Genomic DNA, 14,192 nt, shown 5'->3' with positions numbered 1-14,192 from the left:
CCCCGTATCAGACCCCAAGACTCACGACCCTGAGAGGGATTGACGCATAGTGCTCGACGTCAACTTCTTCGACGAGCTCCGGATCGGCCTGGCCACCGCTGACGACATCCGTCAGTGGAGCCACGGTGAGGTCAAGAAGCCCGAGACCATCAACTACCGCACCCTGAAGCCCGAGAAGGACGGACTCTTCTGCGAGAAGATCTTCGGTCCGACCCGGGACTGGGAGTGCTACTGCGGCAAGTACAAGCGCGTCCGCTTCAAGGGCATCATCTGCGAGCGCTGTGGCGTCGAGGTCACGCGTGCGAAGGTGCGCCGTGAGCGGATGGGCCACATCGAGCTCGCCGCCCCCGTCACGCACATCTGGTACTTCAAGGGCGTCCCGTCGCGCCTCGGCTACCTCCTCGACCTCGCCCCGAAGGACCTGGAGAAGGTCATCTACTTCGCGGCGTACATGATCACGTTCGTCGACGAGGAGCGCCGCACCCGCGACCTGCCCTCCCTGGAGGCGCACGTCTCCGTCGAGCGCCAGCAGATCGAGAACCGCCGCGACGCCGACCTGGAGGCCCGCGCCAAGAAGCTCGAGACGGACCTCGCCGAGCTGGAGGCCGAGGGCGCCAAGGCGGACGTCCGCCGCAAGGTGCGCGAGGGCGCCGAGCGCGAGATGAAGCAGCTCCGCGACCGCTCCCAGCGCGAGATCGACCGCCTCGACGAGGTGTGGAACCGGTTCAAGAACCTCAAGGTCCAGGACCTGGAGGGCGACGAGCTGCTCTACCGCGAGCTGCGCGACCGCTTCGGCACCTACTTCGACGGCTCGATGGGCGCCGCCGCGCTGCAGAAGCGCCTGGAGTCCTTCGACCTGGACGAGGAGGCCGAGCGCCTCCGCGAGATCATCCGCACCGGCAAGGGCCAGAAGAAGACCCGCGCGCTCAAGCGCCTCAAGGTCGTCTCCGCCTTCCTGCAGACCTCCAACAGCCCCAAGGGCATGGTGCTGGACTGCGTGCCGGTCATCCCGCCGGACCTGCGTCCGATGGTGCAGCTCGACGGTGGCCGCTTCGCGACCTCCGACCTGAACGACCTGTACCGCCGCGTGATCAACCGCAACAACCGCCTGAAGCGGCTTCTCGACCTCGGCGCGCCCGAGATCATCGTGAACAACGAGAAGCGCATGCTCCAGGAGGCCGTCGACGCGCTGTTCGACAACGGCCGCCGCGGCCGCCCCGTCACGGGCCCCGGCAACCGTCCGCTGAAGTCGCTGTCCGACATGCTCAAGGGCAAGCAGGGCCGCTTCCGTCAGAACCTGCTCGGCAAGCGCGTCGACTACTCGGCCCGTTCCGTGATCGTCGTCGGTCCGCAGCTCAAGCTGCACCAGTGCGGTCTGCCCAAGGCCATGGCGCTGGAGCTCTTCAAGCCGTTCGTGATGAAGCGCCTGGTGGACCTGAACCACGCGCAGAACATCAAGAGCGCCAAGCGGATGGTCGAGCGCGGCCGCACGGTCGTGTACGACGTGCTGGAAGAGGTCATCGCGGAGCACCCGGTCCTGCTGAACCGCGCGCCCACGCTGCACCGCCTCGGCATCCAGGCCTTCGAGCCGCAGCTCGTCGAGGGCAAGGCCATCCAGATCCACCCGCTCGTCTGCACCGCGTTCAACGCGGACTTCGACGGCGACCAGATGGCCGTGCACCTGCCGCTGTCCGCGGAGGCGCAGGCCGAGGCCCGCATCCTGATGCTGTCCTCGAACAACATCCTCAAGCCGGCCGACGGCCGCCCGGTGACGATGCCGACCCAGGACATGGTCCTCGGTCTGTTCTTCCTCACCACGGACGGCGACGGCCGCGAGCTCAAGGGCGAGGGCCGGGCCTTCGGGTCCGCCGCCGAGGCGATCATGGCGTTCGACGCGGGCGACCTGTCGCTCCAGTCGAAGGTCGACATCCGCTTCCCGGTGGGCACCATCCCGCCGCGCGGCTGGGAGCCGCCGGCGCGCGAGGAGGGCGAGCCGGAGTGGCAGCAGGGTGACACCTTCACCCTGAGGACCACGCTGGGCCGCGCGCTCTTCAACGAGCTGCTGCCCGAGGACTACCCGTTCGTCGACTACGAGGTGAGCAAGAAGCAGCTCTCCGAGATCGTCAACGACCTGGCCGAGCGGTACCCCAAGGTCATCGTGGCGGCGACGCTCGACAACCTGAAGGCGTCCGGCTTCTACTGGGCGACCCGCTCCGGCGTCACCGTGGCCATCTCCGACGTCATCGTCCCCGAGGCGAAGAAGGAGATCGTCAAGGGGTACGAGGCGCAGGACGAGAAGGTCCAGAAGCAGTACGAGCGCGGTCTGATCACCAAGGACGAGCGCACCCAGGAGCTCATCGCGATCTGGACCAAGGCGACCAACGAGGTCGCCGAGGCGATGAACGAGAACTTCCCGAAGACCAACCCGATCTTCATGATGGTGAACTCGGGCGCGCGCGGCAACATGATGCAGATGCGTCAGATCGCCGGTATGCGTGGTCTGGTGTCGAACGCGAAGAACGAGACGATCCCGCGTCCGATCAAGGCGTCGTTCCGCGAGGGCCTCTCGGTCCTCGAGTACTTCATCGCCACCCACGGTGCCCGTAAGGGTCTGGCGGACACCGCCCTGCGGACCGCCGACTCCGGTTACCTCACCCGTCGTCTGGTCGACGTCTCCCAGGACGTCATCATCCGCGAGGAGGACTGCGGCACCGAGCGCGGTCTGAAGCTGCGGATCGCGTCGCGCGCCGCGGACGGCACGCTGCGCAAGGCCGAGGACGTCGAGACCAGCGTCTACGCCCGGATGCTCGCCGAGGACGTCGTCATCGACGGCAAGGTGATCGCGCCGGCCAACGTGGACCTCGGCGACGTGCTGATCGAGCAGCTCGTGCGGCACGGTGTCGAGGAGGTCAAGACCCGTTCGATCCTGACCTGCGAGTCCCAGGTCGGCACCTGCGCCATGTGCTACGGCCGCTCGCTGGCCACCGGCAAGCTGGTCGACATCGGTGAGGCGGTCGGCATCATCGCCGCCCAGTCCATCGGTGAGCCCGGCACCCAGCTCACGATGCGCACCTTCCACACCGGTGGTGTGGCCGGTGACGACATCACCCAGGGTCTTCCCCGTGTCGTCGAGCTCTTCGAGGCCCGGACCCCGAAGGGTGTCGCCCCGATCTCCGAGGCCTCCGGCCGCGTGCGGATCGAGGAGACCGAGAAGACGAAGAAGATCGTCGTCACCCCGGACGACGGCAGCGACGAGACGGCGTACCCGATCTCGAAGCGCGCCCGTCTGCTGGTGGGCGAGGGCGACCACGTCGAGGTGGGCCAGCGGCTCACCGTGGGTGCCACCAACCCGCACGACGTGCTGCGCATCCTGGGTCAGCGCGCCGTCCAGGTCCACCTGGTCGGCGAGGTCCAGAAGGTCTACAACTCGCAGGGCGTGTCGATCCACGACAAGCACATCGAGATCATCATCCGGCAGATGCTGCGCCGTGTGACGATCATCGAGTCCGGCGACGCCGAGCTGCTGCCCGGCGAGCTGGTGGAGCGCTCGAAGTTCGAGACCGAGAACCGCCGCGTGGTCCAGGAGGGCGGTCACCCGGCCTCGGGCCGTCCGCAGCTCATGGGCATCACCAAGGCCTCGCTGGCCACGGAGTCCTGGCTGTCGGCCGCCTCCTTCCAGGAGACGACCCGGGTGCTGACGGACGCGGCGATCAACGCCAAGTCCGACAGCCTGATCGGCCTCAAGGAGAACGTCATCATCGGCAAGCTCATCCCGGCCGGTACGGGTCTGTCCCGTTACCGCAACATCCGGGTGGAGCCGACCGAGGAGGCCAAGGCCGCGATGTACTCGGCCGTCGGCTACGACGACATCGACTACTCGCCGTTCGGCACGGGCTCCGGCCAGGCCGTTCCGCTGGAGGACTACGACTACGGTCCGTACAACCAGTAGGCGGGTCGTCCGACACGCGCCGAAGGGCGGTCACCCCGTGGGGTGGCCGCCCTTCGGGGTTTCCGGGCCCGGCAAGGGGTCTGTACGGCTCTCCGGCGGCCGCCGGGGACCGCGAGGGCGGGGGGACGCGTCCGGGGGTGCGGGGCGCCGTCAGGGGCGCTCAGGGGGATGCGGGCGGTCCGTGCGGCTTATCGGATCAAGCCGGGCGAAATGGGTGACACGGGTGGCCGCGTCCATTTGTTTTGACCGCAGCGAATGCGATAGGTACGCTCAGACCTTGTGCCTGGGGTGTGCCCTGGCTTTCGTGCGTGCCTTCAACCGCACGGAGTGCTGTGACCGGCCACCGCAATTCGCGCCATCTCCGTCTCGCGGCGGGAGTGCGCCGGATTCGACACACCCGACCGCGTGGGTCGGCGTCGTTCCAGGTTAGCTGTACCCATCGGCACACAGAAACCGGAGAAGTAGTGCCTACGATCCAGCAGCTGGTCCGCAAGGGCCGGCAGGACAAGGTCGAGAAGAACAAGACGCCCGCACTCGAGGGTTCTCCCCAGCGCCGGGGCGTCTGCACGCGTGTGTTCACGACCACCCCGAAGAAGCCGAACTCGGCCCTGCGCAAGGTCGCGCGTGTGCGTCTGACCAGCGGTATCGAGGTCACTGCTTACATTCCGGGTGAGGGACACAACCTGCAGGAGCACTCCATCGTGCTCGTGCGCGGCGGCCGTGTGAAGGACCTGCCGGGTGTTCGTTACAAGATCATCCGTGGCTCCCTCGACACCCAGGGTGTCAAGAACCGCAAGCAGGCCCGCAGCCGTTACGGCGCCAAGAAGGAGAAGTAAGAATGCCTCGTAAGGGCCCCGCCCCGAAGCGCCCGGTCATCATCGACCCGGTCTACGGTTCTCCTCTGGTGACCTCCCTGATCAACAAGGTGCTGATGAACGGCAAGCGCTCCACTGCCGAGCGCATCGTCTACGGCGCCATGGAGGGCCTGCGCGACAAGACCGGCAACGACCCGGTCATCACGCTGAAGCGCGCTCTCGAGAACATCAAGCCGACCCTCGAGGTCAAGTCCCGCCGTGTCGGTGGCGCCACCTACCAGGTGCCGGTCGAGGTCAAGCCCGGCCGCGCCAACACCCTGGCGCTGCGCTGGCTGGTCGGTTACTCCCGCGCCCGTCGCGAGAAGACCATGACCGAGCGTCTGCTCAACGAGCTCCTCGACGCCTCCAACGGCCTCGGTGCCGCTGTGAAGAAGCGCGAGGACACGCACAAGATGGCCGAGTCCAACAAGGCCTTCGCGCACTACCGCTGGTAGTCGGAAACCCCTTCGAAACCGAGAGAAGACTGAAGCCTTATGGCTACCACTTCGCTTGACCTGGCCAGGGTCCGCAACATCGGGATCATGGCCCACATCGACGCGGGCAAGACGACCACCACCGAGCGGATTCTGTTCTACACGGGTGTCTCGTACAAGATCGGCGAGACGCACGAGGGCTCCGCGACCATGGACTGGATGGAGCAGGAGCAGGAGCGTGGCATCACGATCACCTCTGCTGCCACCACCTGTCACTGGCCGCTTGAGAACGTCGACCACACCATCAACATCATCGACACCCCGGGCCACGTCGACTTCACCGTCGAGGTGGAGCGCTCGCTGCGCGTCCTCGACGGTGCCGTCACGGTGTTCGACGGTGTCGCCGGTGTCGAGCCGCAGTCCGAGACGGTGTGGCGTCAGGCGGACCGCTACGGCGTTCCGCGCATCTGCTTCGTGAACAAGCTGGACCGCACGGGCGCGGACTTCCTGCGCTGCGTCCAGATGATCTCCGACCGCCTGGGCGCGCAGCCGCTGGTCATGCAGCTGCCGATCGGCGCGGAGGCGGACTTCCAGGGCGTCGTCGACCTCGTGACGATGAAGGCCCTGGTCTGGTCCGTCGAGGCGACCAAGGGCGAGATGTACGACACGGTCGACATCCCGGAGACGCACACCGAGGCCGCCGAGGAGTGGCGCGGCAAGCTCCTCGAGGCCGTGGCCGAGAACGACGAGGAGCTGATGGAGCTGTACCTGGAGGGCACCGAGCCCTCCGCGGAGCAGCTCTACGCGGCGATCCGCCGGATCACCATCGCCTCGGGCAAGAGCGACAGCACCACCGTCACCCCCGTGTTCTGCGGCACCGCCTTCAAGAACAAGGGCGTGCAGCCCCTGCTCGACTCGGTCGTGCGCTACCTGCCTTCCCCGCTCGACGTCGAGGCCATCGAGGGCCACGACCCGAAGGACGCGGAGAAGGTCATCGAGCGCAGGCCGTCCGACGACGAGCCGCTGTCGGCGCTGGCGTTCAAGATCATGAGCGACCCGCACCTCGGCAAGCTCACCTTCGTCCGCGTGTACTCCGGCCGCCTGGAGTCCGGCACCCAGGTGCTGAACTCCGTCAAGGGCAAGAAGGAGCGCATCGGCAAGATCTACCGTATGCACGCGAACAAGCGTGAGGAGATCGACTCGGTGGGCGCCGGCGACATCATCGCCGTGATGGGTCTCAAGCAGACCACCACCGGTGAGACGCTGTCGGACGACAAGGCCCCGGTCATCCTGGAGTCCATGGACTTCCCGGCCCCGGTCATCCAGGTCGCCATCGAGCCCAAGTCGAAGGGCGACCAGGAGAAGCTCGGCGTCGCGATCCAGCGCCTGGCCGAGGAGGACCCCTCCTTCCAGGTTCACTCGGACGAGGAGACCGGCCAGACCATCATCGGCGGCATGGGCGAGCTGCACCTTGAGGTGCTCGTCGACCGCATGCGCCGTGAGTTCAAGGTCGAGGCCAACGTCGGCAAGCCGCAGGTCGCCTACCGCGAGACCATCCGCAAGGCGGTCGAGAAGGTCGAGTTCACCCACAAGAAGCAGACGGGTGGTACTGGCCAGTTCGCCCGCGTCATCATCGCGATCGAGCCGATCGAGGGCGGCGACGCCTCGTACGAGTTCGTCAACAAGGTGACCGGTGGCCGCGTGCCGAGGGAGTACATCCCCTCGGTCGACGCCGGTGCGCAGGAGGCCATGCAGTTCGGCATCCTCGCCGGCTACGAGATGACCGGCGTCCGCGTGACGCTGCTCGACGGTGCCTACCACGAGGTGGACTCCTCCGAGCTGGCGTTCAAGATCGCCGGTTCGCAGGCCTTCAAGGAGGCCGCGCGCAAGGCTTCGCCCGTGCTCCTGGAGCCGATGATGGCCGTCGAGGTCACCACGCCCGAGGACTACATGGGTGAGGTCATCGGCGACATCAACTCCCGCCGTGGCCAGATCCAGGCCATGGAGGAGCGGGCCGGTGCCCGCGTCGTGAAGGGCCTCGTGCCCCTGTCGGAGATGTTCGGCTACGTCGGAGACCTCCGCAGCAAGACGTCGGGTCGCGCAAGCTACTCGATGCAGTTCGACTCCTACGCCGAGGTTCCCCGGAACGTCGCCGAGGAGATCATCGCGAAGGCCAAGGGCGAGTAGCGGACTCCGTTCAACGGACTCCGTTCACACGCTTTAGGCTTGACCCCGGAGCCTGCAAGGGGCATTCGGCCGCCACCCTGGCGGAATGCCCCGGGCCCGGGTTTCCCAGCAAAGATCACCTGGCGCCGATGAGTAAGGCGTACAGAACCACTCCACAGGAGGACCCCAGTGGCGAAGGCGAAGTTCGAGCGGACTAAGCCGCACGTCAACATCGGCACCATCGGTCACATCGACCACGGTAAGACGACCCTCACGGCCGCCATTACCAAGGTGCTGCACGACGCGTACCCGGACCTGAACGAGGCCTCGGCCTTCGACCAGATCGACAAGGCTCCCGAAGAGCGCCAGCGCGGTATCACGATCTCGATCTCGCACGTCGAGTACCAGACCGAGCTGCGTCACTACGCCCACGTCGACTGCCCCGGTCACGCGGACTACATCAAGAACATGATCACCGGTGCCGCGCAGATGGACGGCGCCATCCTCGTGGTCGCCGCCACCGACGGCCCGATGCCGCAGACCAAGGAGCACGTGCTCCTGGCCCGCCAGGTCGGCGTTCCGTACATCGTGGTCGCCCTGAACAAGGCCGACATGGTGGACGACGAGGAGATCCTGGAGCTCGTCGAGCTCGAGGTGCGCGAGCTGCTCTCCGAGTACGAGTTCCCGGGCGACGACGTTCCCGTCGTCAAGGTCTCCGCTCTGAAGGCGCTCGAGGGCGACAAGGAGTGGGGCAACTCGGTCCTGGAGCTCATGAAGGCCGTCGACGAGGCCATCCCGGCCCCCGAGCGTGACGTCGACAAGCCGTTCCTGATGCCGATCGAGGACGTCTTCACCATCACCGGTCGCGGTACGGTCGTCACCGGCCGCATCGAGCGTGGTGTCCTCAAGGTCAACGAGACCGTCGACATCATCGGCATCAAGACCGAGAAGACCACCACCACGGTCACCGGCATCGAGATGTTCCGCAAGCTGCTCGACGAGGGTCAGGCCGGTGAGAACGTCGGTCTGCTGCTCCGCGGCATCAAGCGCGAGGACGTCGAGCGCGGCCAGGTCATCATCAAGCCGGGCTCGGTCACCCCGCACACCGAGTTCGAGGCGCAGGCCTACATCCTGTCCAAGGACGAGGGTGGCCGCCACACGCCGTTCTTCAACAACTACCGTCCGCAGTTCTACTTCCGTACGACGGACGTGACCGGCGTCGTGACCCTCCCCGAGGGCACCGAGATGGTCATGCCGGGTGACAACACCGAGATGAAGGTGGAGCTCATCCAGCCCATCGCCATGGAAGAGGGCCTGAAGTTCGCCATCCGCGAGGGTGGCCGGACGGTCGGCGCCGGCCAGGTCACCAAGATCAACAAGTAAGTCCTCTTGCTTGTTGGGTCATGAGACCTGACCTCGGCGAACGCCGAGCGCTCTGAGAGGGCCCGCACGACTCCGGTCGTGCGGGCCCTCTCGCATGCCCGGGGGCGCTGCCGGGTACGGGGTGCCCCGGCGGGCGCGGAGGGGCGGGGCGGCGTGGGCGGAGCGGCGGGGGGCCGTCGGCCGACGGCCCCGACGGCCCCCCGGCCGGCCGTCGGCCGGCGTTGACCTTGAGTCCGCTTCAGGTCCTACGGTGACCGGGTCGGCGACCATCCACCGGGGGAGGCACCCGCATGACGACGTCGCAGAGTTCCGGCGCCGCACTGGCCGCGCAGCCGGCGGCCCACTGGACCGGAGTGGCCCATGAGGCGCTCATCGCGTTCACCCGCGCCCGCCAGGCCGAGCTGGGCTTCACCCAGCCCCGGTTCTGGCTGCTGCGCAACCTGTCGGAGCACGACCTCTCGCCCGACGGCCGCGCCATGACCCTGCCGGAGCTGCGACGGGCCATGCGGTCCTACCTCAGGGCCGAGGACGACCTGGAGGCCGAGGCGGAGGCGCTGCTGGAGCGCGGGTGGCTCAGGAGGGAGGGCGAGGCGCTGCGGATCACCGCGGCGGGGGAGGAGGCGCGCCTCGCCGTCAAGGCGCACGCGCCCGGGATCCGCGCCCGCATCCACCGGGGCATCGACGACGCCGACTACGTCGTCGCGCTCAGGGTGCTCCAGCAGATGATCCGGAACACCGGCGGCACCGTGGACTAGGGCCTCTCGTATGGATCATGCCGGGCTCGCGGGGTCCGGCGCCGCGCCTCGCCGCGTTGGCGTCGGTCGCCGGGGCTCCGCCCCGACTCCCTTCTTCGCCTCGCGACGCACGGTGCCGGACCCCGCTCCCCGATCCGGCCCGATCCGAACGAAAGACCCTGGCGGTCCGCGGCGCCCCGGCCCCGGCCGCACCGTGCCCGGCGGCTCGCGGCTCGCGGTGTCCGGTGGTCAGCAGGCGCAGGTGGGGGAGTCCCGGGGGGCGGTCAGGGGGTCCGGGGCGTGGCGGGCGGTGCCGGCGGGGGTCGTGACCGGGAAGCCCTCGCGGGTCCAGTACTCGATGCCGCCGATCATCTCCTTGACCCGGTAGCCGAGGCGGCCGAGGGCGAGGGCCGCGCGGGTGGCGCCGTCGCAGCCGGGGCCCCAGCAGTAGGTGATGACGGGGACCTCCGGGTCGAGCAGGGCCGGGGCCCGGGCCGGGATGTCGGCGGTGGGCAGGTGGACGGCGCCGGGCACGTGGCCCTGGTGCCAGCCGGCGCCCCCGCGCGAGTCGACCAGGACGAAGCCGGGGTCGCCGGAGGCGAACGAGGCCCGCACGTCGGCGACGTCGGCCCGGAAGGCGAGGCGGGCGGCGAAGAAGGCGACGGCCTCGGCGGGAGCGGCGGGCGGGACCCTCAGCGCGGGGCTCCCGGCGATGCGCGCGGGTCCGGCGGCGGGGACGTCCGCGGGGCGCGCGGCGGGGGCGGGGGAGCCGGAGACGGCCACGGGGCCCGCGAGGGGGTCCGCGGGGCTTGCGGCGGAACCTGCGGAGGCCGCGGCGGGATCGTTGGCACCGCTCGCGGCGGGGGCCGCGGAGGCGGTCACGGGCTCCGTGGGGAAGGGGCCCGCGGGGCTCTGGGCGGAGGCGGTACGGGGGCCCGGGACGAGGGCTTCCGTGGGGTTCGGGGGTGGGGTGTCCATGGCAGGAACGCTACGCAGCGTAGTGGTGGGCGGGAAGTGGGGACGCACGGTGCCGCGCGCCGTACGCCGGGGATCCCGTGGTAGTCATGGCGCATGACCGCTGTTTCCCCTGACGAGACCGATCTGCGCATCCTGGAGGCCCTGCAACGGGACGGGCGGGCCAGTTACGCCGAGCTGGCGCGGGCCGTGTCCATGTCGGCCAGCGCCGTCACCGAGCGGGTGCGGCGGCTGGAGGAGAGCGGGGTGATCCGCGGCTACTCGGCCGTGGTGGACCCGGAGCGGCTGGGGCTCGGCATCCTGGCCTTCGTCCGCCTGCGCTACCCCACGGGCAACTACCGGCCCTTCCACGACCTCGTCGCGGCCACGCCCGAGATCCTGGAGGCGCACCACGTCACCGGCGAGGACTGCTTCGTGCTCAAGGTCGTGGCCCGTTCCATGCGCCATCTGGAGACGACGACCGGGCGGATCGCCGGACTCGGCTCCGTGACGACCAGCGTCGTCTACTCCAGCCCGCTGGCGCACCGCGCGGTCACGGCGGCGGCGGTCCCGCCGGAGCGGCCCGGGCGGCGCCCGGAGCGCCCGGAGCGGGGGCGCCGGTCCTCCGCCGCGCGGTGAGGCGCCGTCGGCAGCCGTCGGCCGTCGGTTGACGGGACCCGGCGACGGCGCACCCGGACCTGACCGGGCCCTGACGGGCACAGGGCCCCGGCGGGCACAGGGGAGAGCCCCGGTGGCCTGTGGGGGCCACCGGGGCTCTGAGGAGGGTTCGGAACTGGATGGTGCGGGTGCTCAGTGGTGCCGGGGGCGGTGCCGGGGTGGGTCCGGGCGCTCTCCCACGCACGCCCGGACCCGTTCCCCCGTCGTCCCCTGTGGGGGCTTTCGGAGGGTCAGACGCGCTGCCAGAGAGCCGGGACGTTGCTGGGCTCCCAGCCCGAGATGGCCTGGTGGCCCTGGAGGCAGCGGTAGGTGGAGCCGCCGTAGGTCACCGTGTCGCCGGCCTTGTAGACGGTGCCGGCCTTCCAGGTGCCGCCCGGCTGCTCGCCGCCGCCGCCGTTGTCGCCGCCGCCGCCGGCCGTCTTCAGGGTCAGGCCGTAGCTCTGGAGCAGCGGGTTGATCGGGTAGAAGAAGGTCTCGCCGCCCGAGCGGCAGTTGCCGGAGCCACCGGAGGTGACGCCCTGGGCCTGGCTGCCGGAGATGAAGGAGCCGCCGGAGTCACCGGGCTCGGCGCAGACCGTGGTCCGGGTGACACCGGAGACGGTGCCCTCCTGGTAGGTCACGCTGGTGTTGAGCTGCTGGACGGTGCCGCAGTGCCAGCCGGTGGTGGAACCGGAACGGCAGATGGAGGAACCGACCGGCGCGACGGTGGAACCGGCCACCTGGGCGCTGGAGCTGTTGACGTACGGGGTCGCGGTCCAGTTGGAGTTGGTGGCGACCCACGCCTGGTCGAGGCCCGGGAAGGTGGACCCCTGGAAGGTGCCCTGGGACACCTGGTTCGAACCGGTGGTGGGGGCGCCCACGCGACCGCAGTGACCGGCGGTGGCGAAGCCCTGCTGGGTGCCCTTGGTGACCGGGAAGCCGATCGAACAGCGGCTGCCGCCGTTGATGTAGTAGGCGTCGCCGCCCCGCAGGTCGTAGAAGGTGCGGGGACGCTCGGTGCGGGCCTCGACGCGCGCCAGGGAGGCGTCGACACCGGCCGCGGAGAGCAGCGAACGGGCCGCGGCGGGGCGCACGGCCTCGATCACGACGGTGTTGGTGCGCACGTCGACGTACCAGACCGGCGCGTCCTTGGCGCTGGTGGTCTTCGCGGCGCGGTCCAGGCGGGCCTTGGCGGCGTCGAGCTGCGCCAGGGTGTTGCCGACGACCTTCGCCTTGGCGCCGCGCGCCTCGATGGCGGAGACGTCGCGGGCGTCCGTGGTGGCCACGGTCAGGGTGGCGGAATCGGCGCCGTTGACCCAGGCGCCGGCGAAGTCGGAGCCCAGCTTCAGCTGGAGGCTTCCGGCCGCGGCACCGGCCTCGGCCTCGTTGACGAGGCGACGCTCGGCCTGGTTCCGCGTCAGGCCCAGGTCGCGCTGCATCGCGTTGAGCACGGAGGCGGAGGTCGAGTCCGTGCGCAGGGTCTGGGCGGCGGAGGGTGCGGCCGGGACATCGGCGGTCTTGGCACTCGCGGAGCTGGTCAGACCGGCGATGAGCAGCGCGGCGGACGCCGCAGCGGCGGCACCCACGGCTCTGGTGTGCAGGTGGAGCATGGGGGAGTCTCCTCGGTTTCGGTGGTACTCGTGGGGAGGTGCCGAAACCGTAGGAAGGGCCGGGAGGCGCGGGTAAGACCTCGGTCGGCCCCTCCCCCGGCGTTATGGATGCGTCAAGGAACGCGGTGCGCGGCCAGCCATTCCGTGTAGCTGTCGCTGCGCGCGGCCACTCCGGCATGGGCCATCCGGGCCTGGGTGAGCACCGTCGAGGCGGTCTCCGCGCACTGCGTCGCGGTGTGCCAGCCGAGGAGGTGGCGCCAGGACAGAGGGGTGCCGCGAAGGGGACGGGTGACGATACCCGGTGAGGTGGGGAACGTCGCACGGCACAGGCCGATGGCACGTCCGACCTGTACGAGGTGGACGACCGAGGAGGTGTCCGTCTCGTACATGCGGCGCGGTGTGAACCCGGCACGGGCGCAGGCGGCGGTGAAGCAGTCGCCGAAGCAGCCGTCGCCGGGGACGCAGGCCCACTCCTCGTCCGTCAGCTCGGTGAGGTCCATCTCCGGTCGGTCCGCGAGCCGGTGGCCCTCGGGGAGCATGACGAACACCGGGTCGACGGCGACCTCCCGCCAGATCAGCCCCTCGCCGCCGGGCGGGGAGGCCGAGCCGCAGGTGCCGGCCAGGGCGAAGTCGAGCCGTCCGGAGATCAGCTGTTCCGCCAGGTCCCGTTCCGACCACGAGGTGCAGGTCGTCATCCGGGCGTCCGGTGTCACATCCGCCAGGCGGTCCACCAGCGCTCCCAGTAACGGGCCGTGGGTGCCGCCGAGGCGCAACCGCCCGGTGGCACGGGGCATGCGCGCGAACCGGGCCGCCTCCTGTTGCAGTTCGGTGACCGCGGGCAGCACGATCCGGCTGCGCTCCAGGACGAGTTCGCCCAGCGCCGTGGCCCGCACCCCGTGCCGCCCGCGCTCGAACAGCGCGCCGCCCAGGGTCCGTTCGATCCGCTTGAGCTGTGCGCTCAGCGCGGGCTGCGCAAGGCCGAGCGCCGTGGCCGCCCTCGTGAGGCTGCCGGCGTCGGCGATGGCCCGGACCGTTTTGAGATGCCGCAACTCCAGCTCCATGAGGGGAGCTTGCGACGCCCACGGGGTGGGGGCAAGGGGTTGGTCCGGACCTCTGTAACTTCGGACAACTGATCACGGCCTGCCGTTGGTGCCGTGAGCCGTCCGATTCGGGTGCTCTTGGGGGGAGTTCGGGGGCCTCGGCCCGGTTCCGCGGCGCGGCGGTCGGGGCGGTGGTCCGGCCTCTCGGGGGCGTGGAGGCGGCGGTGGCGGCCGTCGCGGTTCCGCAGGTCCCGGCGGGGGCCGTCGGGGCCGGGGCGGGGCCCTGCGGGGCCCCGGGGGCGGCGGGCGGACGGTGGGCCGACGGGTGCGGAGGGCGCGGTGCCCCGGCGGGTCGTCCGGTGGTCGGGGCGGGCCGCACGGCGTGGCGCAAACCCCACGCTCCGGCCGGGC

General features: G+C 69.9%; 9 protein-coding genes and 1 pseudogene. 7 read left to right on the top strand and 3 right to left on the bottom strand.

Annotation, left to right across the window (positions count from 1 at the left end; all coding sequences use genetic code 11):
* Nucleotides 1-49: 49 nt before the first annotated feature.
* From ACZ7LB_RS28585 to ACZ7LB_RS28560, 6 genes are all read left to right on the top strand, one after another.
* Nucleotides 50-3,949 (top strand): DNA-directed RNA polymerase subunit beta', encoded by a 3,900-nt coding sequence (locus ACZ7LB_RS28585; RefSeq protein ID WP_471472098.1) that lies wholly within the window; start codon nt 50-52, stop codon nt 3,947-3,949.
* Nucleotides 3,950-4,413: 464 nt separating this feature from the next.
* Nucleotides 4,414-4,785, top strand: a complete 372-nt coding sequence (gene rpsL, locus ACZ7LB_RS28580) for a 30S ribosomal protein S12 (protein WP_003948652.1) — start codon at nt 4,414-4,416, stop codon at nt 4,783-4,785.
* A gap of 2 nt (nt 4,786-4,787) precedes the next feature.
* On the top strand, nt 4,788-5,258 hold the full coding sequence (gene rpsG / locus ACZ7LB_RS28575) for a 30S ribosomal protein S7 (protein WP_471472097.1): 471 nt from the start codon (nt 4,788-4,790) through the stop codon (nt 5,256-5,258).
* Between the two features lie 39 nt (nt 5,259-5,297).
* Nucleotides 5,298-7,424 (top strand): elongation factor G, encoded by a 2,127-nt coding sequence (gene fusA, locus ACZ7LB_RS28570; RefSeq protein ID WP_471472096.1) that lies wholly within the window; start codon nt 5,298-5,300, stop codon nt 7,422-7,424.
* Nucleotides 7,425-7,592: 168 nt separating this feature from the next.
* Nucleotides 7,593-8,786, top strand: coding sequence for an elongation factor Tu (tuf, locus tag ACZ7LB_RS28565; protein WP_471472095.1), 1,194 nt, complete (start codon nt 7,593-7,595; stop codon nt 8,784-8,786).
* 290 nt (nt 8,787-9,076) lie between these two features.
* Complete coding sequence (locus ACZ7LB_RS28560) at nt 9,077-9,541, top strand: MarR family transcriptional regulator (RefSeq protein WP_471472094.1); 465 nt, start codon at nt 9,077-9,079, stop codon at nt 9,539-9,541.
* Nucleotides 9,542-9,769: 228 nt separating this feature from the next.
* On the opposite strand, the gene ACZ7LB_RS28555 is transcribed toward ACZ7LB_RS28560, so the two are convergent.
* A complete protein-coding gene (locus tag ACZ7LB_RS28555) occupies nt 9,770-10,303 on the bottom strand; it encodes a rhodanese-like domain-containing protein (RefSeq protein WP_471472155.1) in 534 nt (177 codons plus the stop codon).
* A gap of 288 nt (nt 10,304-10,591) precedes the next feature.
* On the opposite strand from ACZ7LB_RS28555, the pseudogene ACZ7LB_RS28550 reads away from it, so the two are divergent.
* A pseudogene (locus ACZ7LB_RS28550) lies at nt 10,592-11,029 on the top strand (Lrp/AsnC family transcriptional regulator); the annotation flags it as partial.
* Nucleotides 11,030-11,382: 353 nt separating this feature from the next.
* On the opposite strand, the gene ACZ7LB_RS28545 reads toward ACZ7LB_RS28550, so the two are convergent.
* The gene (locus tag ACZ7LB_RS28545) at nt 11,383-12,741 is read right to left on the bottom strand and encodes a carbohydrate-binding protein (protein ID WP_471472093.1); all 1,359 of its coding nucleotides are present in this window, start codon (nt 12,739-12,741) and stop codon (nt 11,383-11,385) included.
* A gap of 113 nt (nt 12,742-12,854) precedes the next feature.
* Entirely contained in the window at nt 12,855-13,802 is a 948-nt protein-coding gene (locus tag ACZ7LB_RS28540) for a LysR family transcriptional regulator (RefSeq protein WP_471472092.1), read from the bottom strand.
* Nucleotides 13,803-14,192: the final 390 nt, after the last annotated feature.

This window comes from Streptomyces sp. NPDC107521 (assembly GCF_055598485.1).
The sequence above is the reverse complement of the archived record's forward strand: the minus strand, read 5'-3'. Positions and strand labels throughout refer to the sequence as shown.

Excerpts from the sequence above, each read along its gene's own strand:
- ACZ7LB_RS28560 (WP_471472094.1), top strand. The coding sequence starts at position 9,077 with ATGACGACGTCGCAGAGTTCCGGCGCCGCACTGGCCGCGCAGCCGGCG.
- ACZ7LB_RS28540 (WP_471472092.1), bottom strand. The coding sequence starts at position 13,802 with ATGGAGCTGGAGTTGCGGCATCTCAAAACGGTCCGGGCCATCGCCGAC.
- rpsG (WP_471472097.1), top strand. The coding sequence starts at position 4,788 with ATGCCTCGTAAGGGCCCCGCCCCGAAGCGCCCGGTCATCATCGACCCG.
- fusA (WP_471472096.1), top strand. The coding sequence starts at position 5,298 with ATGGCTACCACTTCGCTTGACCTGGCCAGGGTCCGCAACATCGGGATC.
- ACZ7LB_RS28545 (WP_471472093.1), bottom strand. The coding sequence starts at position 12,741 with ATGCTCCACCTGCACACCAGAGCCGTGGGTGCCGCCGCTGCGGCGTCC.